This window comes from Streptomyces sp. KL116D (assembly GCF_030766975.1).
In the GTDB taxonomy this organism is placed as follows: Bacteria; Actinomycetota; Actinomycetes; order Streptomycetales; family Streptomycetaceae; genus Streptomyces; species Streptomyces longispororuber_A.
Genome location: NZ_JASERH010000024.1, coordinates 14052 through 35323, shown reverse-complemented (window position 1 = coordinate 35323; position 21272 = coordinate 14052). Strand labels below are relative to the sequence as shown.

23 protein-coding genes are annotated in these 21272 nt (G+C 73.1%); 13 read left to right on the top strand and 10 right to left on the bottom strand.

The features are described from left to right. The first annotated feature begins 14 nt into the window (after positions 1–14). Complete coding sequence (locus RBJ77_RS07560) at positions 15–281, top strand: chaplin (RefSeq protein ID WP_255980432.1); 267 nt, start codon at positions 15–17, stop codon at positions 279–281. Positions 282–358: 77 nt separating this feature from the next. On the opposite strand, the gene RBJ77_RS07555 is transcribed toward RBJ77_RS07560, so the two are convergent. The 4 genes from RBJ77_RS07555 to RBJ77_RS07540 all read right to left on the bottom strand — a co-directional run bounded on the left by RBJ77_RS07555 (position 359) and on the right by RBJ77_RS07540 (position 2946). Continuing rightward, positions 359–1228 carry a tyrosinase family protein gene (locus RBJ77_RS07555; RefSeq protein ID WP_372344237.1) on the bottom strand — a complete coding sequence of 290 codons (870 nt, stop codon included), beginning with the start codon at positions 1226–1228 and terminating at the stop codon, positions 359–361. Between the two features lie 6 nt (positions 1229–1234). Then, positions 1235–1720 (bottom strand): tyrosinase cofactor, encoded by a 486-nt coding sequence (locus tag RBJ77_RS07550; RefSeq protein WP_372344236.1) that lies wholly within the window; start codon positions 1718–1720, stop codon positions 1235–1237. A gap of 66 nt (positions 1721–1786) precedes the next feature. Beyond that, positions 1787–2290 (bottom strand): hypothetical protein, encoded by a 504-nt coding sequence (locus RBJ77_RS07545; RefSeq protein ID WP_372344235.1) that lies wholly within the window; start codon positions 2288–2290, stop codon positions 1787–1789. Positions 2291–2400: 110 nt separating this feature from the next. Continuing rightward, a complete protein-coding gene (locus RBJ77_RS07540) occupies positions 2401–2946 on the bottom strand; it encodes a vitamin K epoxide reductase family protein (RefSeq protein WP_372344265.1) in 546 nt (181 codons plus the stop codon). A 248-nt stretch (positions 2947–3194) separates the two neighbouring features. Here RBJ77_RS07540 and RBJ77_RS07535 point away from each other — a divergent pair, with 248 nt between their 5' ends. Further along, positions 3195–3413: a hypothetical protein gene (locus RBJ77_RS07535; protein WP_372344234.1), complete on the top strand. Its 219-nt coding sequence runs from the start codon at positions 3195–3197 to the stop codon at positions 3411–3413. A gap of 79 nt (positions 3414–3492) precedes the next feature. Here RBJ77_RS07535 and RBJ77_RS07530 read toward each other — a convergent pair whose 3' ends face one another. From RBJ77_RS07530 to RBJ77_RS07510, 5 genes are all read right to left on the bottom strand, one after another. Next, the gene (locus tag RBJ77_RS07530) at positions 3493–3996 is read right to left on the bottom strand and encodes a DUF5949 family protein (protein ID WP_372344233.1); all 504 of its coding nucleotides are present in this window, start codon (positions 3994–3996) and stop codon (positions 3493–3495) included. A 172-nt stretch (positions 3997–4168) separates the two neighbouring features. Then, positions 4169–4414 (bottom strand): chaplin, encoded by a 246-nt coding sequence (locus RBJ77_RS07525; protein WP_255980428.1) that lies wholly within the window; start codon positions 4412–4414, stop codon positions 4169–4171. Between the two features lie 118 nt (positions 4415–4532). After that, positions 4533–4817 carry a hypothetical protein gene (locus RBJ77_RS07520; protein ID WP_372344232.1) on the bottom strand — a complete coding sequence of 95 codons (285 nt, stop codon included), beginning with the start codon at positions 4815–4817 and terminating at the stop codon, positions 4533–4535. A 209-nt stretch (positions 4818–5026) separates the two neighbouring features. Beyond that, on the bottom strand, positions 5027–5758 hold the full coding sequence (locus tag RBJ77_RS07515) for a hypothetical protein (protein WP_372344231.1): 732 nt from the start codon (positions 5756–5758) through the stop codon (positions 5027–5029). Positions 5759–6009: 251 nt separating this feature from the next. After that, complete coding sequence (locus tag RBJ77_RS07510) at positions 6010–6249, bottom strand: chaplin (protein WP_372344230.1); 240 nt, start codon at positions 6247–6249, stop codon at positions 6010–6012. 332 nt (positions 6250–6581) lie between these two features. On the opposite strand from RBJ77_RS07510, the gene RBJ77_RS07505 reads away from it, so the two are divergent. Genes RBJ77_RS07505 through RBJ77_RS07465 form a run of 9 tightly spaced genes read left to right on the top strand, consistent with a single transcriptional unit; the run spans position 6582 to position 17032 of the window. Further along, positions 6582–7670 (top strand): DUF3344 domain-containing protein, encoded by a 1089-nt coding sequence (locus RBJ77_RS07505; RefSeq protein WP_372344229.1) that lies wholly within the window; start codon positions 6582–6584, stop codon positions 7668–7670. Between the two features lie 41 nt (positions 7671–7711). Next, complete coding sequence (locus RBJ77_RS07500) at positions 7712–8863, top strand: glycosyltransferase (RefSeq protein WP_372344228.1); 1152 nt, start codon at positions 7712–7714, stop codon at positions 8861–8863. Next, positions 8860–10296, top strand: coding sequence for a sugar transferase (locus tag RBJ77_RS07495; RefSeq protein ID WP_372344227.1), 1437 nt, complete (start codon positions 8860–8862; stop codon positions 10294–10296). Before RBJ77_RS07500 ends, RBJ77_RS07495 begins: the two co-directional genes overlap by 4 nt. Before the next feature lie 4 nt (positions 10297–10300). Continuing rightward, positions 10301–11665 (top strand): O-antigen ligase family protein, encoded by a 1365-nt coding sequence (locus RBJ77_RS07490; protein WP_372344226.1) that lies wholly within the window; start codon positions 10301–10303, stop codon positions 11663–11665. After that, on the top strand, positions 11662–13335 hold the full coding sequence (murJ, locus tag RBJ77_RS07485) for a murein biosynthesis integral membrane protein MurJ (RefSeq protein ID WP_372344225.1): 1674 nt from the start codon (positions 11662–11664) through the stop codon (positions 13333–13335). The genes RBJ77_RS07490 and murJ overlap by 4 nt, the downstream gene beginning before the upstream one ends. Beyond that, entirely contained in the window at positions 13325–14107 is a 783-nt protein-coding gene (locus RBJ77_RS07480; RefSeq protein WP_372344224.1) for a polysaccharide deacetylase family protein, read from the top strand. The genes murJ and RBJ77_RS07480 overlap by 11 nt, the downstream gene beginning before the upstream one ends. After that, positions 14104–15249, top strand: coding sequence for a glycosyltransferase (locus RBJ77_RS07475; protein ID WP_372344223.1), 1146 nt, complete (start codon positions 14104–14106; stop codon positions 15247–15249). Before RBJ77_RS07480 ends, RBJ77_RS07475 begins: the two co-directional genes overlap by 4 nt. After that, positions 15246–15908: a lipopolysaccharide biosynthesis protein gene (locus RBJ77_RS07470; RefSeq protein WP_372344222.1), complete on the top strand. Its 663-nt coding sequence runs from the start codon at positions 15246–15248 to the stop codon at positions 15906–15908. The genes RBJ77_RS07475 and RBJ77_RS07470 overlap by 4 nt, the downstream gene beginning before the upstream one ends. Beyond that, complete coding sequence (locus RBJ77_RS07465; protein WP_372344221.1) at positions 15908–17032, top strand: GNAT family N-acetyltransferase; 1125 nt, start codon at positions 15908–15910, stop codon at positions 17030–17032. The genes RBJ77_RS07470 and RBJ77_RS07465 overlap by 1 nt, the downstream gene beginning before the upstream one ends. 31 nt (positions 17033–17063) lie before the next feature. Here RBJ77_RS07465 and RBJ77_RS07460 read toward each other — a convergent pair whose 3' ends face one another. Further along, the gene (locus tag RBJ77_RS07460; protein ID WP_372344220.1) at positions 17064–18419 is read right to left on the bottom strand and encodes a glycosyl hydrolase; all 1356 of its coding nucleotides are present in this window, start codon (positions 18417–18419) and stop codon (positions 17064–17066) included. Between the two features lie 131 nt (positions 18420–18550). Between RBJ77_RS07460 and RBJ77_RS07455 the strand changes: the two genes are divergently transcribed. Together RBJ77_RS07455 and RBJ77_RS07450 are read left to right on the top strand one after the other, a co-directional pair. Next, a complete protein-coding gene (locus RBJ77_RS07455) occupies positions 18551–19828 on the top strand; it encodes an ATP-grasp domain-containing protein (protein ID WP_372344219.1) in 1278 nt (425 codons plus the stop codon). After that, on the top strand, positions 19828–21105 hold the full coding sequence (locus RBJ77_RS07450; protein ID WP_372344218.1) for an NAD(P)-binding domain-containing protein: 1278 nt from the start codon (positions 19828–19830) through the stop codon (positions 21103–21105). The genes RBJ77_RS07455 and RBJ77_RS07450 overlap by 1 nt, the downstream gene beginning before the upstream one ends. Positions 21106–21272: the final 167 nt, after the last annotated feature.

The following is a 21272-nucleotide window of genomic DNA, read 5'->3' as shown; positions in this document are numbered from 1 at the left end:
AAAAGGAGAACGTGATGTCTCGCATCGCGAAGGCAGCCGCTGTCGCATTCGGCACGGGTGCTGTGGTGCTCAGCGGCGCCGGTCTGGCCATGGCCGACGCCGGCGCCCAGGGCGAAGCCGCCAACTCGCCGGGCGTGCTGTCGGGCAACCTGGCCCAGGCCCCCATTCACGTCCCGGTCAACGTCTGCGGCAACACCGTCGACGTCATCGGCCTGCTGAACCCGGCCTTCGGCAACACCTGCGTGAACAGCGACGGCGGCGACGCCGGCTACGGCGGCTGAGTCCCCCGCGCTGAACCCTGACGACGGCCCCCGGCACACCGTGCCGGGGGCCGTCGTTCACGTGCGGGCGGGCGAACTCACTCGTACCGGTACAGCGACGTGTGTTCGAGCATGTCGCGCAGCGGGATGTTCCAGGGCGGCATGTCGTCGCCCGCGGCCAGCACGCGGTCGTGCTGGGGGTCGCCGAGCCCGGGCCGCTCCAGCGGCAGATAGGGATCGACGTCCGGATGGCGCCGCCGCCACCGCGACCAGCACAGGTCCACGAAGGCGTGGTGGAGCCAGAAGACGGGGTCGTTGACCGATCCGGCGCCGAGCATGTGCCCGCTCACCCAGCGGTGCACCCGGTTGTGGTTGAACCAGGTCCGGTCGCCGCGGCGGGTGGGCCAGCCCTCCAGCTTGTTGCGGAAACCGCCGGCCGACAGCGAGTTCCACGGCTTCGCGTCGTACTGCGTCTCGTCCATGGCGCCGGCGAGTTCCGCCTTGCTCGGCAGGTCGACCGGCGCCTGCGGCCGGCCGAAGTCCCGCATCAGGAAGTCGCCGTCGGTCACGGCCTCGGTCACGGTCCAGTTGCCGTGCCGCCGGGCGAAGGGACCGGTCGTCACCTGGTGGTCGGTGCGGCGGCCGTTGCCCCCGAGGAAGTCCTCGCCCCACAGCGACACGGCGGGCGTACGGTCCACGGTCCAGTCCCAGTAGGGGACGGTCACGCCCGGGTCCTTCTTCTGCAGCGCCCGCTCGAACTCCAGCAGGAACTTGCGGTGCCAGGGGAAGAACGAGGGGGTCATGTGCGCCACGCGTAAGGCGCCGTCACCGTCGCCCACGTAGAAATCGATGTGCGTCCGGACGAACTCGTCGTACCTGCCCGAGCGCTTGAGCGCGAGCACGGCGTCCACGAAGCGCCTCTTCTGCGCCTTGCTGAACGTGTTCTGGTTCTGGCGTGTGTGCACCATCGCCGATCACATCCCGCCGACGTGCGGCCGCAGTTGCTGGTCGCCGAGCTCCGCCACGGCCCCGCGGGCCGCGTCGAGCGGCGTGGGGTACGACGCGTAGTGATCGACCATGCTGAGGTACGAGCCGTCGGCCCGGCGCATGAGGTGCAGCGGGCGTCCGTCGACGGCGACCTGCCAGGCGGGCACACCGCCCGCCGCCGCGTCGGACGACCGGACGCCGGTGATGCGGCGTCCCAGGTACGTCTCGTCGAACGACTCGGGGCCGGGACCCGGCTCGTCCGTCCCGGACGGGCTCAGCTGGAGGACGGCGGCGGTGGTGGAGGCGGCGCCCAGCAGGATCAGGGCCGCGCTGCGCCGGGTCAGCAGTGGTCTTCCGTCCGGTGCCCGGCCCGTGGCTGCGGGCGCCGCGACGCTCTCGGCGGGGCGCGGGTAGGTCAGGGACACGCGGGAATTCACGACCATCTCCTCCGGCAGGTCTGGCAGCCCGGTCACGTGACGGAGCGTCGGGAGCCGGGTGGGCCGGACGACGGGCTGTGGCTCGCCGGCCCACCCGGTGCGTCAGCCGAGTCCCAGGTCGGCCCCGGGCTGCGCCTGCACGTCGGGGGTGCCGAGGGCCGCCTGCGGGGCGGTCACCTGCGGCAGCCCGAAGGCGTGCGGACGGGGGCCGGTGAGGGGCGGGTTCACGGAGGCCCCCGGCGTGAGGGCCTGTACGCCGGAGCTCTCGGTGCGCAGGCCGAGGTGGTCGACGTCGTCCGAGGGGAGCAGCTGAGGCAGCGGCAGATCGGCCTCGGTGGCGGGCAGTTCACTGCTGAGCGGGAGCCGGGGCAGCGGCTGCTGCGGCAGCACGTGGTCCGTCGCGTACCGAGGGCCTTCCGGCGTCCCGGGGATCGGCACGGGGGCCTCGGTGCTGAGCCGGGGAAGGTCCGTGTGCAGCGCGCTCTCCACGCCGCCGAGGGGTACCTCGACGGGTACGTTCGCCGACGCGACGGCGGGGGTGGAGCCTGCCGCGGCGGCGAGGCAACCCGCCAGCACCGCGATCGTTCCTCTTACCTTGATGCTCATTGTGGGGATGGACCCTTCATCTCAGGACGATGACGCATCAGGGGTAACGACCCTTTGCGCGGCATCAGTTCAGAATTCCCCCGGCGGGACTAATCCGCGGACGCGGCGGATCAGCTCGTCCAGAAATCCCACCAGCGCGTCAGCACGAGCATCCCGATCGCCCCGATGTGCAGCGTGGGCAGGACCCACGAGAAGTCGGCGAAGAAGGCGCGCACCGCCGGGGGCGCCGGGAGGAAGCCGCTGCGGACGGTGAACGAGGTCAGGTACCAGAACAGGAGGATCGTGGCCGCCCAGGCCAGACAGCACCACAGGCAGAGCGAGTTGATCCGGTACAGCGACTGGAACTGCAGCCACGTCACGAACCCGACCCCGAAGGCGCAGCCGGCCTGGAAGCCGAGCCAGTACCAGCGGGGGAACCGCGCGCCCGCCAGCAGGCTCGCGCCGACGCAGACCACGACCCCGTAGGCGATGAGCCCCAGCATCGGATTGGGGAATCCGAACACGGCGGCCTGCGCGCTCTTCATGATGTTTCCGCAGGAGACCACCGGGTTCAGGCTGCATCCGGGGGTGAAGTTCGGGTCTTCCAGCAGCTTGAACTTGTCGAGCGTGATGACCCAGGAGGCGAGCAGCCCGGCGGCCCCGGTGACGACGAGCAGGACCGCGAGGCCGGTGAGCCGCTCGACCGGTGGCTCGCTGTCCGCGGTCCGTTCGTCCTGCCGTCCCGCGGGAGGCCGGAGGCGTGCGGCGGCTTCGTGCCGGTAGTCGGTGCTCACTGGACTCTCCTCGGTACTACGAACAGGCGTGATCACAGAGAGTGATCGATCTGTGACGCTCGGCGCGACAAGCGTGAGGGGCGGCGCTAGCGTCGCTTATGTCCCGAAAGCACACAGTTAGGACTTCTCCCGTGAAGCAGATCGCCCGGCGGGCCTCGGTGACGGCCCTGATCGCCGTCGCCGCCCTCCTGCCCCTCACCGGCACGGCCCAGGCCGCCACGTCCCAGGCGCCCGCGCAGTCCGCGGCCTCCCACCCCTGCGGCGACGACTGGGAGTGCTGGCACCACTGGCACCACCACGGCGGCCTCGACCTGGGGCTCGGGCTCGGTCTGGGCGTCGGGGTCGGCTGACCCGGCCCACGCGGACCCGGACGTCCGTGGTGCGGTGGCGGCAGGCCCGTCGCCGCACCACGGACGCATGAGCCGGACGTCACGAGCGAATGCGCCGGATCGGCAGAAGGCAGTGGGCGGCGGCCGTCAGGGTCCCCTCGTCGCCCGCGAACCTCTCCAGTTCGTCCTCGCTGACGGGCCGGCCGGGCGTCGCCGCCGGCCAGGGCCGGCTGGTGAAGACGAAGTACGCGTGGCCCCGCTCCTCGGCGGCCGCCAGCCACTCGGGCGGCACGGCGCACTGGGCGTTCAGCAGCGGCATCGTGACGACGGCCTGGCCTGCCTCGACGAGCAGGGAGACCGGGAAGCTCGGATGCCGCGAGCCGTCGTGGACGGTCGTGCCGATCGTCAGGCCGTTGTTGCGCAGGAGCCCCAGCACGGCCGCCTCCGCGGCCTCGGGGCCCGCCGGAGAATCTCCCAGGGAATAGGCGAGGAGGAAAGGCATGTCGCCTTCCTCGCCGATGTGTTCCCCACTCCATGCGATGACGGCGAGAGTTCCCAGATCGGCTGCCCGGAACGTGGTGTCAATACTCGACGTTGAAGTCACCGAGGAAGCCTAGCGATACGGCGTCGGCGCGCCGCCGCACTGTCACTCGGTCGGCGGAACGGGTCATACTCGATGGTGTGGTGTGAAACGCCGAAGGCTGGTTCAGGAACCGGAATTCCGAACCAGCCTTCGAATGCGTGGCGTGACGAGCGCGTTGAACGCCGCTGCCCGATCAGTCGTTGACGGCGGTGTTGCCGAACGACGGGTTCAGGCCGGCGATGCCGTTGACCGTGTTGCCGGAGACATTCACCGGAACGTGCACCGGGAGCTGACCGAGGTTGCCGGAGGCGACGCCCGGGGACTCCACCGCGGCACCCTCGGCGCTGGCACCGCCGTCGGCGAAAGCGGCACCCGAAGCGGCACCCGCGGCGAAACCGGCGGCGGCAAGGACGAGAGCGGCCTTCTTGGCAGTCTTCATTTCAGTGACCTTCCTCAGGGGGGTTTTCCCGGATCGTATGGGGCCGTCTGCACGGACAGCCTCAAAGACACACCCTCATAAACCCTTCGCCCATTCGGATCAGCGGGCGGAACGGGGATTACTTGGCGAGCGGAAGACCGCCCAGCAGACCGGCGGGCGCCTCGGCGGCGCCGCCCGTGTCCAGGCCGTCGGCGGCACCCTTGACGGTGTCGACCAGGCCGTCGCTCTTCGGGTCGAGGAGGTTGGTGTCCACCGGCTTGACGTCCAGCGTCGGCTGGCTGGTGATGGTGTCCAGGGCGCCGTTCAGGCTCATCGGAGTGAGGTCCGAGGCAAAGGCGGGGGCGGCGGCACCGGCAATCACGAGGGAACCGGCGACAACAGCAGCGGCCTTAAGAGCCTTCATTGTTTTTCCTTTCTTCGATGGCATTTCGCCATCAGCCTGGAACATTCACCGTCCGAAGCATTGAGAAATGCTCGGCGTATCGCTTCTCCTCGCATAACGACCGTCGTCGCCGACGGAAACGCGGCGTACATATGAATTACGTGCGCATGCGGAGAGCCCGCCGGGAGCGGCCTGTGCGGCTGCTCCCGGCGGGCTCTTTGGCGCAGGGGCTAGGAGGGGAGGGGCGCCTGCGGGAGGGACGGCGTCTGCGGCAGGGACGGCGTCTGCGGGAGGGCCGGGGTCTGGGGCAGGGCCGGGGTCTGGGGGACGGCCGGGGTCTGCGGGAGGGTGGGGGTGGACGGCAGGTTGGACGTGGGCAGCTGCGGCAGCGCGGGCAGGCCCGGCAGGTTGGGGGCGGGCAGCGTGCCGCTGAGCAGCGTGGCGGCGACGAAGTTGACCAGTCCGGTCACGACGACCGGCGCCTGGGTGGCCACGGCGGTGACGTCACCCGCCGTTGCCGCCTTCACCAGGGCGTCGACGGCGGACTGCAGCGCGGTCAGGGCGTCGCCCTTCACGTCGAGCGGCGCCTTGGCGTCGGGCACCGCCTCTTCGGCGGCGTCCGGGACGGGTGCGGTGGCGGCCGCCCCGTCCTTCGCGGCGTCGATCGCGGTCTTGATCGCGTCGGCGTGCTTCTGGGCGTCCTCGGCGGGGAGCTTGCCGTCCTTCGTCTTGAGGACGGCGTCGAGCAGGTCGGTGACCGGCGTCAGCACGCCACCGGTGTCGTGCAGGCTCTTGACCTGACCCAGCAGCGCGTTGGCGTCGGGTACGGGAGCGGATGACACAACCGTGCGGCTGACGCGCTCATCGGCGGAGTCCGCGGCGAACACCGGAGCTGCCGCTCCGATCAGGAGGGACGCGCAGAGAGCGGAGGTCGCAAGGCGCCGTACGGGCAAAGCGGACATGTTTTTTCCCCTTCGAGGGCGTGTTGGTGCTTGTGTTCACCGTGAGATGCACCAACACGACCTGCAACCGAGCCACCGCTCTCCGTGTTCGCCCGGTCCCGTCCTCCCTGCCGTTGTGCCAGGTGAGGACCCCTGCGGCCGTCCCTGGGGTGCCCACCCCCATACGGAGCAAGGGCGCCCCGGACCTCCCGCGGAAACAGGAACAGCCGCCCCTGTGCCAGGGGCGGCTGCGGAAGAGTCGGCTGCGCCGGTCAGCTGTTGACGCAGGTGTTGCCGAAGGCGGGGTTCAGCAGACCGATGACGTTGACGGTGTTGCCGCAGACGTTGACCGGCACGTGCACGGGCACCTGGAGGACGTTGCCCGAGAGGACACCGGGGGAGTCGGTGGCGGCACCCTGCGCGCCACTGTCGGCGGCGGCGACGCCGGCGGTGCCGGCCATCGCGGCGGCGGCCACGGCGGAGAAGACGAATGCCTTCGCGGTACGCGACATGAACATGCTCCTTGGGTCGTTGCGTGAGGGCCGGGACAGACGCCCGGCGCGTGGTGCAACGCGGCGGCCGTGCATGGGGTTGCGGCTCCGAACGGGTGAATACCCGTTAGGTCATTGAAGTGCGTCGCGGAGCGTCGACGCCACGCCAGCCGGAATTTCACAACTCCAACACACATCGTGTATCAAGTGAAACTCACTTTCTGGCGGCTACTCTTGGCTGCTCCCCGTGCGGGGCGGTATGCACTGCGGGGAGCCGATAGGTAAGTGTGATTATCTCAATTCCTTGCCTGGCGCTGCAGAGCGTCTGCTCATTCCTGAAAGGGAAGCCGGCCGTGCGTAATTCGAAAGGCTGTTTCCTGCGCCGTGTGACGGTGGGCCTGCTGTCGTTCGCGGCGGTGTCCCTGTCCAGCCAGGCGATGGCGACGGCGCCGGGGACCGAGAAGCCCAGCATCCCGTTCACCACGCGGTACGACGCCCTGATGCACGGCGGATTCGTGCGCGCGGCGAACGCGGCGATCACCTGCCGGGGCGCCGACTCCGTCAAGAAGGTCGGGTGTGCCGCGGCGCGCTCCGGCGCGACGGCGAGCAACGGCGATTTCGACATGTTCTACACGGACATCGATCGCGACCCGAACACCTACAACTCCTCCAGCGCGGAGATCCGCGTCCCGGCCGGATCGCGCGTGACCTACGCCCGGCTGTACTGGGGCGGCAACCTCCGCGTCGGCGAGCAGAAGCCGCCCAAGGACAACGGGCGCGTGCTGATCGCGGAGCCCGGCGGCGCGTACAAGCAGGTGCTGGCCGACACCGTGGTCGGGCACCGGGTCGCCCAGGGCGCCGACGCCTACCAGGCCTCGGCGGACGTCACCGACCTGGTGCGGGCCAGCGGGTCCGGCCCGTACACCGTGGCGCAGCTCAACGTCGCCATGGGCCGTACGGCGGCCGGCGCCTGGGGCGGCTGGACGCTCGTCGCCGCGTACGAGAACAAGGCCGAGCCGCTGCGCCACCTCTTCCTGCGCGACGGATTCGACGCCCTCACGCGGGAGCACCCCGGCAAGGACCTCCGCGTGCGGGTCCCGGTCGCCAAGGGCGCGAGCGGCTACGCGGGCCTGGTCGCCTACAACGGCGACCGGGGCAGGACCGGCGACTCGCTGACCGTGTCGACCGGGCGGGGCGGGCCGGTGCGGCTGTCCGACCGGGCCAATCCCGCCGCGGACGTCCTCAACTCGACCATCAGCCAGCCCGGCGACCAGCCGCGGCGGACCCCCGCGCACGCGAACACCCTCGGCTACGACTCCGACGTGTTCGCGCTCGGCAAGGCCCTGGCCCGCGGCGGCCGGGCGCTGGACCTCCGGCTGGTGTCCACCGGGGATCCGGCCTGGATCGGGGTGTTCTTCGGCGCCGTCGACGCCCGGTCCTAGCCGCTTCCGCCGCTTCCCCCAGTTCAGCCAAGTAAGAGGCGATGCCTGTGACGTCTGCACCCTTGCCGCCGCGCGTTCTCCACGTGACGCAGCCGGTCGATGGCGGAGTGGCGCGCGTGGTGGCCGACCTCGTGCGCAGCCAGCGCGCGGCGGGGATGGAGGTCGTGGTGGCCTGCCCCGCCGCCGGCAGCCTTCCGGGGCGCCTGGCCGCCCTCGGCTGCGAGGTCCTGGCGTGGGAGGCCTCCCGGTCCCCGGGGCCGAGCGTGCTCCGGGAGGGGCGGCGGCTCTCCGAGGTGGTGGCCCGGGTCCGTCCCGACGTCGTCCACGCCCACAGCGCCAAGGCGGGACTGGTCGCCCGGCTCGTGGTCCGGGGCCGGATCCCCACCGTCTTCCAGCCGCACGCCTGGTCCTTCGAGGCCGTCGAGGGGACCGCGGCACGCCTGGCCAGGACCTGGGAACGGCGCGGCGCGCGCTGGGCCTCCCGGCTGCTGTGCGTGAGCCGGGCCGAGCTGAACACCGGACGGGGCCTCGGCATCGAGGCGCAGTGGCGGCTCGTCCCGAACGGGGTGGACCTGGACCGCTTCGGCCCGCAGGGCCCGTCCGCCCCGGTACGTGCGGCGGACTCCCCGGCGGGCCCGCTCGTCGTGTGCGTGGGACGCCTGTGCCGCCAGAAGGGCCAGGACGTCCTCGTCGAGGCGTGGCCGGAGGTGCTCAGGGAGCTGCCGCGGGCCCGCCTGGTCCTGGTGGGCGACGGGCCCGACACCCAGCGGCTGCGGGCCGCGGCGCCCGCGTCGGTCACCTTCGCCGGGGCCGTCGACGATCCGGCGCCCTGGTACCGAGCGGCGGATCTGGTCGTCATGCCCTCCCGGTGGGAGGGCATAGCGCTTGCTCCGCTGGAGGCCATGGCCTGCGGAAGCCCGGTGCTCGTCACGGACGTCGACGGAGCCCGCGAGAGCCTGCCGGCCGGCGCGGCGGACCGGTGCCTGACCCCGCCGGACGACCCCGCCGCCCTCGCCCGGTCCCTGATCGGACTGCTGAGCGACGCCGAGGGCCTGCGCACGCTGGGCCGTGACGCCCGCCGGCACGTGCACGCGCACCACGACGTCCGGCACACCGCCGCGGCGGTCGCGCAGGTGTACGGCGAACTTCTGGGGCTGGAGACCATCGAGCACAGGAAGCCGGTCGCGACGTGACCCAGGAAAGAACCGTCTCCTCCACCGCCACCGTCGTCGCGCAGCGGACCGCGGACAGCCCCCGGATCACCCTGGTCGGCGGCGCCGCCCAGGACGACTCCTCCCGCGCGCTGCTGCTCGCGACGGACTGCACCGCCGCGCTGCTCGGCACGGTCGCCCTCACCCCGCTCCAGCGCCACCCCCTGCTGGTCGCGGCGTTCGTCGTCCTCGTCCTCGCCCTCTACCGGAACGCCGGGCTCTACCGGGTCGCCGACCAGCGGTACATGCTCGACGACTGTCCCGCCGTCGCCGGCCGGACCGCGGCCGCCTGGTGCGTGCTCATGGCCGCGTCGGTGAGCCTGCCGGTCCTGCAGCGGATCCCCCTGACGGTGGTGCTCTCGGGCGTCGCCGCCCAGGTCGGCCTCACCCTGCTGGGCCGGGCGCTCGTCCACTGGCGGCGGCGCGTGGCCCTCGTACGGCGGCCGTGCACGACCCTCCTGGTGGGGCCGGAGCAGACCGCCTCCCGCGTCGCCGCCGCCCTGCAGCGGCACCCGGCGAGCGGGGTCAGGCTCGTCGGCATCGTCGGTGAGGGCGGCGGGGAGCAGCAGCGCACGAACGACGCGGCGCCCGCCCTGCCGGTGCTGACCACCGTGGCGGACATGCGCCGCGCGGTGATCCAGAACGGGGTGCGGCGGGCCATCGTGCTGGGCAGCTCCAGCGCCCCCGGGCACCGTGCCTGGCTGCGCAGTCTGAGCGAACTGCACTGTGAGATCTGGGAGTTGGATCCGGAGCCGTCGGCGTACGTGCCGCGGTACCGCGGGGCGGACCGGCACGTGGCCGGGTTCCGCTGCCGGCCGGTCGTGGGGCCGCCCTTCCCGCCGCATCCCGGCAAGCGCGCCCTCGACCTGGCGGTCTCCGCGCTGCTGCTGGTGGCGGCGAGCCCGGTGCTGCTGACCTGCGCCCTGTGGCTGCGGATCAGCGAGGGGCCCGGGGTGGTCTTCCGGCAGGAGCGGATCGGGAAGGACGGGCGGCCCTTCACCCTGCTGAAGTTCCGCACGCACCGCCCGGCCGACCCGATGGAGTCCGCGACGCGCTGGAGCGTCGCCAACGAGCACCACATGCCGTGGTTCTGCCGCTTCCTGCGCCGCACCTCGCTCGACGAGCTGCTCCAGCTGTGGAACGTCTTCCGCGGCGACATGAGCCTGGTCGGTCCGCGGCCCGAACGCCCGTACTTCGTCGTGCAGTTCAGCGAGACCCACCCCGGCTACAACGAGCGGCACCGGATGCCGTCCGGCATCACCGGACTCGCCCAGATCAACGGGCTGCGCGGCGACACGTCCATCGAGGACCGCTGCCGGTTCGACAACGCGTACATCGACAACTGGTCGCTGTGGCAGGACATCAGCATCCTGCTGCGCACCGCGACCGAATTCTTCCGGCCGACGGGAAGCTGACGACGTGACGGTCCTCCCTGCCACCCCTGCCCTCGCCGAACTGCGCACCAGCCCCGTGGCGGCAGGCCGGCGGGCCGTGCGGCGCGCCGGACCCGTGCTCCCGGTCGTCCTCCTGGTCGCCATGCTCGGCGTGCCCCTGGGCGCGGGCGCCGGTGAGGGCAGCGGCGGCACCCCCGCCGACGCCGTCTCCGGCCTGGTCGTGCTCTTCTGCGCGGTCCGTGCCGTGCGCCTGCGGCAGCGCCCCCTGACCCGCACCGCGCTCGTCGTGCTCGGGCTGCCCGTCGTCGCGGTCGCCGTGGCCGCGCTCGGCGCCGACTCACCGGCCAACGCCGTCGGGGGGATGGTGCGTTACTACCAGGTCCTCGTCCTGGTGCCCGCCGCCGTACTGCTGCTCGTCCGCGACCGCGGCGACTTCCGGCTGGTCGGCTGGTCGCTGGTCGGGCTCGGCCTGTGGCAGGGCTCGATCGGCGTCTACCAGTACCTGACCGGCACCGGCGCCTCGTACGCGGGGGAGGACATCCGGGCCGTCGGCACCTTCGGCGCCACGGACGTGATGGGCATGTCCACCGTGGTCGCGTACGGCCTGGTCTGCGCCGTCGCCCTGGCCCTCGGCGGCGGCGGGACGCCCCGCACCCGGACGGTCGCGCTGGTCTGCGCGCTCGGTCTCGCGGTGCCGCTGGCGCTCTCCTTCAGCCGCGGCGCCTGGATCGCCACGGCCGTCGTCTGCGTGCTGCAGATCGTCCTCGCCGGACTGCGCAGGGCCGTCAAGCTGCTCGCCGTGGGGGCCGCCGCGGCCGTCGTCCTCGTCGGCGGGTTCGGCGTGGGCTCGTCGATGCTCCAGGAGCGGCTGAGCAGCATCACGCAGGTCACCGCCGCCCCGGACCAGTCGGTCACCGACCGGTACACGATGTGGGCGGCGGCGATCGACATGTGGGAGGAACACCCGGCCACCGGGGTGGGGCTGAAGAACTTCCCCGCCTACCGCGACAGCCACGCCTCGATCGCCCTCTCCGCGGGCAGTGACGTGGCCGGCGCCGGAGCCGCGTTCCGCAGACAGCCGCTGCTGTCGCCGCACAACATGTACCTCCTGGTCCTCAGCGAGCAGGGCCTGCTGAGCCTGTGCGCCATCGCGGGCGCCTGGGCCGCGCTGCTGGTGTGCGGCGTACGGCGGCTCGGCACGGCGCACCGCGGGAAGCGCGGCCTCGACTGCGCGCTCCTCGCCTGCGGGCTGCTCACCTGGCAGATGATCGACTTCGTCTACGCGGACATCGGCGGCCCGTCCACGGTGCTCACCGGCGTCGTGTTCGGCCTGGCCGCCTGGTGGGCGCTGGCCCCGGCGGCCGTGGCCGGGTCGGCGGGCGAGCGATGAAGCCCACGCTTCCCGCGGACGGGGACGAGACCCTGCTCTCGCCCGCGCTGCCGGCCCAGCAGCCGGCGCCGGGCGGCACCGACAAGAGCGGTGACAAGGGCGACGGCTCGTCCAGTACGTTCCTGGCCCGCGCCGCGCTGCTCACCGCCGTGCTCTCCGCCGCCGGGTCCCTGCTCGGCCTCGGCCGTGACCAGGCCCTGGCGCACCTCTTCGGGGCCGGCAGCGAGACGGACGCCTTCCTGGTGGCGTGGACCGTGCCCGAAGTGGCGTCGACCCTGCTCATCGAGGACGGCCTCGCGTTCATGCTCGTGCCCGCGTTCAGCGCCGCGATCGCCGCGCGCGGCGTCCCTGAGCTGCGGGACCAGGACCCGGTGCGGGCGCTGGTGGCCAGCTCCCTGCCCCGGCTCACCCTCGCCTTCCTGGCCTGCGCCGTGCTGCTGATGATCGGGGCGCCGCAGCTGGTCGCGCTGCTCGCGCCCGGCCTGCCCGATCCGCAACTCGCCGTCGACTGCACCCGGTTGACCGCGACCTGCGTCCTGACGTTCGGGCTCGCCGGGTACTGCAGTGCCGCCCTGCGCGCCCACAGCAGCTATCTCGCCCCGGCCGCCATCTACGTCGCGTACAACACGGGCATCATCGGCACCCTGCTGATCCTGGCCGACCGCTGGGGCGTGCGCGCCGCGGCGGCGGGGGTGGCCGTCGGCGGCTGTCTGATGGTGCTCGTCCAGGCCCCGTCCCTGCGCCGCCGGCTGACGAGCGCCGCCCACGGGGCCGTGGCCGGCGGGAAGGACGCGAAGGCGGCCAAGCGGCAGTCGATGGACCTGGCGCTGATCGCGACGGTGCTGCTCTTCGCGCTGTGCCGGCAGGCGCAGGTCTTCATCGAGCGCTTCCTCGCCTCCTCGCTGCCGTCCGGGGCCATCTCCCACCTCAACTACGCGCAGAAGGTCGCGCAGTTGCCGATGGTGCTCTCCCTCATGCTGTGCACCGTCACCTTCCCGGTGGTGGCCAAGGCGCTGGCGCGCGGCGACACCGAGCGCGCCCGTGACCGGGTCGAGCGCGACGTGGCGCTCGCCGCCTGCATCGTCCTGTTCGGCGCCGCCGTGGTCTTCGCCTGCGCCCCGCAGATCGTCCAACTGCTCTTCCAGCGTGGAGCGTTCACCGGCGAGGACACCGCCGCCACCGCGGCCATCATGCGCGTCTACTCGCTGGGGCTGCTCGGCCACTGTCTCGTCGGCGCCCTCGTCCGCTCCTACTTCTCCGCCGGACGCCCCACCTGGTACCCGGTCGCCTCGATGGCCGCGGGCATGACGCTCACGGCCGGCGCGGGCACCTGGGCGGTCGGCGCCTGGGGGGTCGGCGGCATCGCCGCGGCCAACGCGCTGGGCATCACGTTCACCGCCGTCCTGCTGCTGACCGCGATGGACCGGCGCAGCGTGCCCGTACGGATCCCGGCAGTGCTCCTCGAACTCGGCAAGACGCTGCTCGCGGCGGTGGCCGCGACCGCCGCCGGGCTGCTGTGCGTGGCCCGGATCGACCGGCCGCTGGAGTCCTTCGCCGCCGGGTGCCTGGTCATCGGAGGTGTCTTCGGCTTCCTCCTGTGGGCCCTGAACGTCCAGGCATTCCTGCCCGCCGTCCGCATCGCGACCAGAAAGCTCCGCAATGCCCGTTGAAACAGCGCTCCAGGAACCACCCGGCCCCAGGACCAGGGAACTCCTGCCGGGACGTGCCCCGTGGGTGGCGATGTACCACTCCGTGGACGACTGCGCCGACGACCCGTACGACGTCACCGTCACCCCGGAGCGCCTCGGGCAGCAGCTGCGCTGGCTGCGCTCGCGCGGGCTGCGCGGCGTCAGCGTCGCCGAGCTCCTCGACGCGCGCAGCCGGGGCGCCGGGCGCGGCCTGGTCGGGCTGACCTTCGACGACGGGTACGGGGACTTCGTCGAGAACGCGGTGCCGCTGCTCAGGCACTACGAGTGCTCCGCCACGGTCTTCGTCCTGTCGGGCCGGCTCGGCGGCGAGAACGGCTGGGACGTCGAGGGCCCCCGCAAGCCGCTGCTGACCGCGCAGGGCATCAGGGCGGCCGCGGCGGCCGGCATGGAGATCGGCTCGCACGGCCTCCTGCACGTCGACCTCACCCACGCGGACGACGACGAGCGGCGGGCCGAGGTCCAGCGCAGCAAGGCGCAGCTGGAGGAGCTCACCGGCGGCCCCGTGCACGGCTTCTGCTACCCGTACGGACACGTCGACCCGCCGACCGTGGAAGCCGTCCGCCGAGCCGGTTACCGCTACGGCTGCGCCATCTCGCCCGGCCCCCTGACCAGCGTGTACGCGATGCCTCGTGTGTACGTCGGGCAGCGGGACGCCCCGTGGCGCCTCGAACTCAAGCGCCGGGTGCACCGGGTGCGGCGCCGCGCCTGGCACGTCGAGGAGGGCGCCCGGTGAGGGTGCTGCACGTCATCACCGGCCTCGGCGCCGGAGGCGCGGAACAGCAACTGCGGCTGCTCGTACGCCATCTGCCGGGTACCCACGACGTCGTGACCCTGACCCACCCGGGGCAGGTCGCCGACGGGCTGCGCCTCGACGGGGTGCGCGTCGCCCACCTCGGGATGGCGGGCAACCGGGACGGCCGGGCCCTGCCCCGGCTGGTGCGGATCGTGCGGGACGGCCGGTACGACGTCGTCCACACCCACCTCTACCGCGCCTGTCTGTACGGCCGGATCGCCGCCCGGGCGGCCGGGGTCCGGGCGGTCGTCGCCACCGAGCACTCGCTGGGCGACGGCCAGATCGAGGGCCGCCCGCTGACCTCCGGCGTGCGCGCCCTGTACCTGCTGGGCGAGAAGCTGGGCCGGGCGACGATCGCCGTGTCCCCCGCGGTCGCCGAGCGGCTGCGCCGGTGGGGCGTGGCGCCGCACCGCGTGCACGTCGTCCCGAACGGCGTCGACGTCTCCCGCTTCGCCTTCGACGCCGGGGCCCGGGCCGCCGTGCGCCGCGAACTCGGCCTGCCGCCGGACGCGTTCGTCGTCGGCGGCGTGGGGCGGCTGGTGCCGGGCAAGCGGTTCGACGTCCTGATCGACGCCCTGCGCGACCTGCCGGACGACGTGCGGCTGCTGCTCGTCGGCACGGGGCCGCAGGAGGCGGCGCTGCGTGCGGCGGCGGCCCGGGCCGGGGTGTCCGGCCGGGTCGTGTTCGCCGGGGAGCGCCCGCACACGGCCGCGGACCCGTCCGACGGCGTGGTCGACCTGCCCGCGCTGATGTCCGCGATGGACGTCCTCGGCTCGCCGTCCGTCGACGAGGCGTTCGGTCTGGCCGTGGTGGAGGCGCAGGCCGGCGGACTGCCCGTGCTCCACGTCAGCTGCCCCGCGCTCGACGACCTGCCCTCGGGCACGGTGGCCGACGCCGTCCGTGTCCCGTGCGAACCTGCCTCGTTCGTCCGGGAAGTCCGAAGAATCCGTAATGAGCCGGCGACCGGCAGAGCACCTTCCCAGGCCGCCCTCCACTACAGCATCGCCCGCAGCGCCGCCCTGCACCACGACGTGTACGCGACGGCCCTGCGCGCACCGACGCGAGGAGTGAGTACGTCATGACCGAAGCCGCACAGGACAGGACCGTGGCCCGCGCGCCCTCCGCCGCGACCGGCACGGGCCGGAGGAAGCCGCCGCGCTGGTGGCCGCTGCCCGTGGGCATCGTGGCCGGTGCGCTGGCGGGCGGCGTGTACGGCGCGGTCAGTACGCCCGAGTACACGGCGACGAGCTATGTGATCGCCGTGCCGACGGAGAAGTCCGACCCGATGTCGGCGCTCGGCTTCGCCCAGGCCTACAGCCGGGTGGCCACGCAGGTCGCGGTGTTGAGCGACGCCCAGGTCGCGGCGGGCGTCCCGGTGAAGACGCTGCAGTCGCAGGTGCGCGCCGAGACGTCGCCGGACGCCCCCATGGTCGCGATCTCGGCGTCGGCGGAGGAGCCCGCCCAGGCCATGGAGATGGCCAACGCCGTGGCCCGCGCGCTCACCGTCAACGCCGGCCACACCAAGGACGACACCCACGTCGAACTCCTGCGCTTCACCCGGGCCGTGAAGCCGACCGACCCGTCGTCGCCGTCCGCCGCGCTGACCACGCTCGTCGGCGCCTGCGCCGGCGGCCTGCTGGGCGGCCTCGCACTGCTGGTCCGCCCGCGCCGTGAGGCCGGACCGGCCGCGGCCACCGTCCCGGCCCCCGCCACCGCGGCCGGGCTGCGGGGTGGCGCCTGATGCCGACGGGCACGCCCGGCCTCGCCGTCACGGTGTGCACGGACCCGGCCGGGTTCGGCGCGCTGCGCGAGGAGTGGAACCGGCTGCACCGGTCGACGGCGGCCGCGACACCGTTCCAGAGCCACGCCTGGCTCCACTCGTGGTGGCTCTCCTACGGCGGGACGGGGCGGCTGCGCGTCGTGCTCGTGCGCCAGGACGGGCGGCTGGTGGCGGCCGCCCCGCTGATGCGGCGGCTGCGCCCCTTCCCGACCCTGACGCCGCTCGGCACCGGCATCTCCGACTTCAGCGACGTCCTCGTCGAGGAGGGCCCCGACGGACCGGTCCGGCCCGCGCTCGACGCCCTGCGCACCGGCCTGTGGAAGCTGGCGGCCGGCGCCGTGATCGACTTCCGCGAGGTGCGGCCGGGCAGTGCCGTGGAGGCCCTGCACGACGACTGGCCGGGGCCGCGGCGCCGTTGCGCGGACTCGGCGTGCCTCGAACTTCCCGCGCTGCCGATGGACGACCTGGTGCAGCGGCTGCCGCGGCCCAGGGCGCAGCGGGCCCGCGCCAAGATGCGCAAGCTGGACGCGGCGGGCATCGAACGCCGGGTCGTGCCCGCGGCCGAGGTCGGCCCCTCCGTACGCCGGCTGCTGGAGCTGCACCAACTCCAGTGGCAGCAGCGCAAGGTGACGACCGAGCACGTCAAGCCGCGCTTCGCCGAGCACCTGACGCGCTCGGTCGCCCTCATGGCGGAGACCGGCGACGCGGTCGTCACGGAGTTCACCCTGGACGGCTCCGTGGTCGCAGCCGACCTGACCTTCGTGTCGCCGCGCCTGGCCGGCGGCTACCTCTACGGCGCCCACCCCGAGCTGCGGGACCGCAAGATCGACGTGGCCACGATGCTGCTGCGCTCGTGCGCCCAGCACCTCCAGGACACCTCCCGCACGGACGTGCTGAGCCTGCTGCGCGGCACCGAGCCGTACAAGCTGCACTGGCGCCCCGAGCAGCGCGTCAACCAGCGGTTCCTGCTGGCCCGGCGCAGCTCCGCGCCCCAGCTGGCCGCGCTCCTCGCCGACATCCGTGCCAGGTCCCTGGCCAAGCAGGCCCGCCGTGCCTGGAAGGAGCGCGGTGGCGATCCGGCCTAGGGCCGCCACCGCGCGCGGCGGTCACGCCGGTTCAGGAGTTGCGCTGCCACCAGTCGAACTTCAGGCAGAGCTTGCCGCCCAGCCAGTGCTCGACCCAGTCGCCCAGGTCCACCGGAGAACACTGCGGGGGCCGCGTCGGATCGGTCGGCTGCGTCGGGGTGGTCGGCTGCGCGGGCTCGACCGGCTTGTCGCGGCCGGTGAGTGCCGCCCGGTAGATCTCCGACGCCTTCGGGTTCTCGTCGCACTGCCACACGCCGTGCGGACAGTAGTCCGTCAGCGTGTTGTAGAGCGGCTTGTGCTCGTCCATCCACGCGAGCATCCGCCGCATGTACTCGGAGTTGTCGCCGTTGCGGAACAGGCCCCACTCCGGATAGGAGATCGGCTTGTCGTGCTGCACCGCGAAGTCGACCTGCTCCTGCAGCCCGTACGGCTCGGACACCTGCTCGTCGAAGGACTTGCCCTCGGGCTGGTCGTACGAGTCCATGCCGACGATGTCGACCACGTCGTCGCCCGGATAGCACTCGGTCCACGGCACGGCGTCCCGGCCCCGGCTGGGCGTGAAGTCGAAGCGGAACTTCTGGCCCGGCACCGACCGCATCACCGTGACGATCCGGGACCAGTACTTCTTCCACGCCGCGGGATCGGGGCCGCAGCGGTGCGTGTAGGTGATGCCGTTCATCTCCCAGCCGAGCACCAGGACGGTGTCCGGCACCTCCAGGTCGACCAGCCGCTCGGCCAGCTTCTTGAAGTGCGCGTCGAAGTCGCCGGCCGCGCCCTGCCGGAGCAGGCTCCGCACCTGTGCGTCCGGCACGCCTTCCTCGTTGCGCTCCAGCATCGGCACGTTGAGGACGAAGAGCCGGTCCGCGCGCTCCTTGCGCCAGCGGGCCCAGCTGTTGAGGAACGGCGGCGAGCCCTCGATGTTGCTCCAGCGGTCACCGGGGAGATAGGTGTGCCCGACGCGCAGATCGGCCCCGCCCAGCCACTCCGACAGGTTCTTCATCCGGGTGACGCCCAGCGGCCCGTAGTCCAGGTAGGCCCCGAACGCGGGGAACTTCTCCGGCTCGGCCGGCACCTGCGGCGTGGGGGACTCCGTCGGCCACCACGGGACGGACGGGGTCGACTCGGCCGGCGCGGGAGTGCTCGGCCGCGGCGTGGGCTCGGGGCTGGCCGCGACCGGGCTGGCCGCGACCGGGCCGGCCGGGTCAGGTGTTCCTGACGGCCACCACGGGATGGGGTTCGTCGGCGCGGGCGGGGTCGGCCCGCCGCGCGGGCTGGCGTTCGCACGCTCGATGGACACGGATCCTGACGCGACCACCAGTGAGATCAGGACTCCCGCCGCGATCAGCGGAAGTCTGCTGCGCTTCGTCCATCGGCGTTTCCCGGCCATGCCTGCTCCTCGTACCGCACTCGCTCCATTCCTGACACTCAGTCATATGAATGCTTATGGCGCCAATCGTGGACCGGCCGATGGCCGCCCTCCGTCACCCTCATGGGTTAGCTCCTGGAAGGAATCGACACATGCTCGACCCCTGTGTCCCGGTCGTGCTGCTGCGGATCGACCCCAACCCCTTTCACCACGGCACGCTGGGGGCCGTCAGATCCCTGGGGCGCTGCGGTGTGGAGGTGCACGTGGCGGCCGTGGCCGACGGAAGTCCGGTGGCCCGATCGCGCTACGTGCGGCAGATGCACCGGCCCCCGCGCCCGGGCGCGTCGTCGAGCGAGGTGGTCGGGGCGCTGCGCCGGATCGCGGCCCGGATCGCCCGGCCGGGGGTGTTGATCCCTATGGATGACGCCGGGGCCATCGCGGTGAGCCGGCTGCGCCCCGCGCTGGCCGAGACGTTCCTGCTGCCGGAGCAGCCGGAGCGGCTCGCCGAACACGTCGCGGACAAGGCGCGGCTGCCGGACCTCTGCCGGGCCGCCGGCATCGGACACCCCCCGGTGGTGCTGCCGCGCGACGAGCACGAGGCGTACGCCGCGGTCGCCGAGCTCGGCCTGCCCGCGGTGGCGAAGTGGAGCCGCCCCTGGCTCCTCCCGCAGGGCTCGGGCCTGCGCAGCACGTGCCTGATCGGCTCGCCGGAGGAGGCGCGGAGCCTCTACGTGCGGGGCGCGGGCACCGGCAGCGGACTCCTGCTCCAGAAGTACCTGCCCGCCGGTCAGGGCCGGGACTGGTTCTTCCACGGGTACGTCGACCGGCACGGCCGGCTGCACGGCGGCGGCGCCGGCAGCAAGCGCCACGCCTGGCCGCGCGGCGCGGGCCTGACCGCCGTGGGCCGCTGGTCACCGGTCCCCGAACTCCAGGCCATGGTCGAGCGCCTGGTCGAGGCCCTGGGGTACCGGGGCATCTTCGACATCGACTTCCGGGTGGACGCGGAGACCGGCCAGTACTGCCTGCTGGACTTCAACCCCCGGCCCGGGGCGCAGTTCCGGCTGTTCGCGGACGGCAACGGCCTGGACGTCGTCCGCGCCCAGTACCTCGACCTGACCCACCAGCCGCTCCCCTCCGGCCACGCCCTGCCGGGACGCACCTTCGTCGTCGAGAACTACGCGCCCCTGTCCGCGCTCAGGGCCCTGGTGGCCTCGGCCCTCCCGGCCCAACGCGGGCCCGCCGCAAGGGAGTTCGCCTGGAACGCCCAGGACGATCCCGCGCCCGCCTGGAGCATGGCCACCGAGTGGTCCCAGCACGCCGCCCGCCGGCTCGTCGGCCGCGCCAGGACCGCGCCCCGGGCCGCCGTCCCCGACCCCACCGAACCCCCGGTCGCCGCGCCGACCACAGCCGAACGAAAGGCGAGCTGCTGATGTACGACCTGCTGATCGTGGGGGCCGGCCCCTACGGCCTGTCCATCGCCGCGCACGCCGAGGCCCGCGGGCTCGACACGCGGGTCTTCGGACGGCCGATGGAGTCCTGGCGGCACCACATGCCGCGCGGCATGTTCCTCAAGTCCGAGCCCTGGGCCTCCCACCTCTCCGCTCCCGCACCCGGCCTAGGCCTCGACCGGTACTGCGCCGAGCACGGCGAGACCGCCCGGCACGGCCGCCCCATCCCCGTCGGCACGTTCGCGTCGTACGGGCTGTGGTTCGCCCGGCGGGCGGTGGCGAACCTGGACGAGCGGATGATCGCCCGCATCGACGCGGCCCCCACCGGCTTCCAGGTCGAGACCGAGGACGGACAGGTCCTGCACAGCAGGTCCGTGGCGCTGGCCACGGGAGTGCTGCCGTACATGCGCATCCCGGAGGCCCTGCGGGGGCTGGCCGACGAGCACGTGACGCACAGCAGCCAGCACAGCGACCTGAGCCGGTTCCGCGGCGCGGACGTCACGGTCGTGGGCGCCGGGCAGGCGGCGCTGGAGACCGCGGCGCTGCTCGCCGAACTGCCCGCCCGGGTACGCATCGTGGCCCGCGCCCCCGAACTGGCCTGGAACAGCGTCCCGCCGCCGTGGGTGCGCCCCTGGTGGAAGAGCCTGCGCGCACCGCACAGCGGCCTCGGCTGCGGCTGGCGCAACTGGTTCTACGCGGAGCGGCCCGGCGCGTTCAGGAGACTGCCCGAACGCACCCGGGCCGCCGTCACGGAGTCGGCGCTCGGGCCGGCCGGCGCCTGGTGGATCAGGGACCGGGTGGCGGCGGGGGGCGTCGACGTCCGGCTGGGCGAGACGGTCGTCGACGCGCGGCCGGTGGCGGGGCGGGTCCGGGTCCGCACGGTCGACGCGGCGGCGGGGGCCCGCGACTTCGAGACCGACCACGTCATCGCGGCCACCGGCTTCGAGGCGGACTGCGCGCGGATGACCGTGCTCGCGCCCCGGGTGCGGAGCGTCCTCGCCCGGTCCGCAGGCGGCTCACCGCGCGTGGGACGGGGCTTCGCGTCGTCCTACCCGGGGCTCTTCCTCGCGGGCCTGGTGACCGCCGCCGACTTCGGCCCCGCCATGCGCTTCGTCCACGGGGCGACCTACACCGCGCCCACGCTGGTCGACGCGGTCGAGCGGCATCTGGCGCGCCGGCCCCGGCAGGGCGGGCCCGTGGTGCCGCGGGGCCGCGAGCACCAGGGACCCGTTGGGGTGACATCGCGGGCGAACGGGTGAACCGGCCCGTCCGGGCGGCGCCGCCGGTGGTCCACTGGCACCTGTCATGAGAATGGCCGTGCTGCCTTCCTCCCAGCCGTCGGCTTCACGCCGTGGGGAGGCAGCCGTTCATCGGCGCATCCTCTGTGGGTCGGGAAGAGCACTTGCGTGGCTCTTCCCGACCTGGC

Bases quoted from the DNA above. Each gene is read 5' to 3' on its own strand.
- RBJ77_RS07560 (WP_255980432.1), top strand. From the start codon at position 15: ATGTCTCGCATCGCGAAGGCAGCCGCTGTCGCATTCGGCACGGGTGCT.
- RBJ77_RS07555 (WP_372344237.1), bottom strand. From the start codon at position 1,228: ATGGTGCACACACGCCAGAACCAGAACACGTTCAGCAAGGCGCAGAAG.
- RBJ77_RS07545 (WP_372344235.1), bottom strand. From the start codon at position 2,290: ATGAGCATCAAGGTAAGAGGAACGATCGCGGTGCTGGCGGGTTGCCTC.
- RBJ77_RS07525 (WP_255980428.1), bottom strand. From the start codon at position 4,414: ATGAAGACTGCCAAGAAGGCCGCTCTCGTCCTTGCCGCCGCCGGTTTC.
- RBJ77_RS07520 (WP_372344232.1), bottom strand. From the start codon at position 4,817: ATGAAGGCTCTTAAGGCCGCTGCTGTTGTCGCCGGTTCCCTCGTGATT.
- RBJ77_RS07515 (WP_372344231.1), bottom strand. From the start codon at position 5,758: ATGTCCGCTTTGCCCGTACGGCGCCTTGCGACCTCCGCTCTCTGCGCG.
- RBJ77_RS07510 (WP_372344230.1), bottom strand. From the start codon at position 6,249: ATGTCGCGTACCGCGAAGGCATTCGTCTTCTCCGCCGTGGCCGCCGCC.
- RBJ77_RS07500 (WP_372344228.1), top strand. From the start codon at position 7,712: ATGCCTGTGACGTCTGCACCCTTGCCGCCGCGCGTTCTCCACGTGACG.
- murJ (WP_372344225.1), top strand. From the start codon at position 11,662: ATGAAGCCCACGCTTCCCGCGGACGGGGACGAGACCCTGCTCTCGCCC.
- RBJ77_RS07480 (WP_372344224.1), top strand. From the start codon at position 13,325: ATGCCCGTTGAAACAGCGCTCCAGGAACCACCCGGCCCCAGGACCAGG.
- RBJ77_RS07470 (WP_372344222.1), top strand. From the start codon at position 15,246: ATGACCGAAGCCGCACAGGACAGGACCGTGGCCCGCGCGCCCTCCGCC.
- RBJ77_RS07465 (WP_372344221.1), top strand. From the start codon at position 15,908: ATGCCGACGGGCACGCCCGGCCTCGCCGTCACGGTGTGCACGGACCCG.
- RBJ77_RS07460 (WP_372344220.1), bottom strand. From the start codon at position 18,419: ATGGCCGGGAAACGCCGATGGACGAAGCGCAGCAGACTTCCGCTGATC.
- RBJ77_RS07455 (WP_372344219.1), top strand. From the start codon at position 18,551: ATGCTCGACCCCTGTGTCCCGGTCGTGCTGCTGCGGATCGACCCCAAC.
- RBJ77_RS07450 (WP_372344218.1), top strand. From the start codon at position 19,828: ATGTACGACCTGCTGATCGTGGGGGCCGGCCCCTACGGCCTGTCCATC.